Here is a 622-nt window from a genome sequence, read left to right as displayed (position 1 = left end):
ATCACAGCGAGTCTTAACGCCGCGTTAAGTGGTGAACAACGCAACCACCCGACCTAACCCATTGTGACATAAACACTTAAATCGAAGTAAGCCGAAATGGCCAAGCGTTGGGAATCCGTCTTGAACGCTTTGTTATACAAATTTACGCCAACAATGCATCCAGTTTTTTAGTTAAGTAATGCTCTAGTAATTTTTGGCTGCCATCAAACAATACTCGGAAGGGAGCGTTTGTTAGTTCGGTCTTTAGCTTCTCTAACACTTCCTTATTGTTCAATGCACTAACGAAATCATGACCCTTTTGAGTTAAACGCACATCTCTTTCAACGATGATTCCGCCAGACTTATTGTATGAAATACCAAAAGTATTCAGCGACTCAGAACGAAGGTCTTTGTCACTAACTAAACCATTTTCAACTAACAGTTGGGCGTGAAAAATGAATTTCTCATCTAACCCTTTACGGTCCTCTGTATAGATTTTCACACCAGCGCTCTCAAATTCAGATAAGGTAATGTGAGCCTTCTCTGAATCTAAGAATACGCTAAGTAAGTTTGATATATACTGGACATCGATTCTCATAGTTACCTCATTTGTATAACGCTCTGCTAAGCGGCAAATAAACCA

At 39.9% G+C, this 622-nt stretch carries 1 protein-coding gene; it reads right to left on the bottom strand.

What is annotated here, in order from left to right; all coding sequences use genetic code 11:
• Positions 1-142 precede the first annotated feature (142 nt).
• The coding region (locus tag A1QO_RS08380; RefSeq protein ID WP_017041073.1) for a DUF2513 domain-containing protein at positions 143-622 on the bottom strand (480 nt) is incomplete at its 5' end.

The sequence above is a fragment of the Vibrio genomosp. F10 str. ZF-129 genome (assembly GCF_000287055.2).
GTDB lineage: Bacteria > Pseudomonadota > Gammaproteobacteria > Enterobacterales > Vibrionaceae > Vibrio.
The sequence above is the reverse complement of the archived record's forward strand: the minus strand, read 5'-3'. Positions and strand labels throughout refer to the sequence as shown.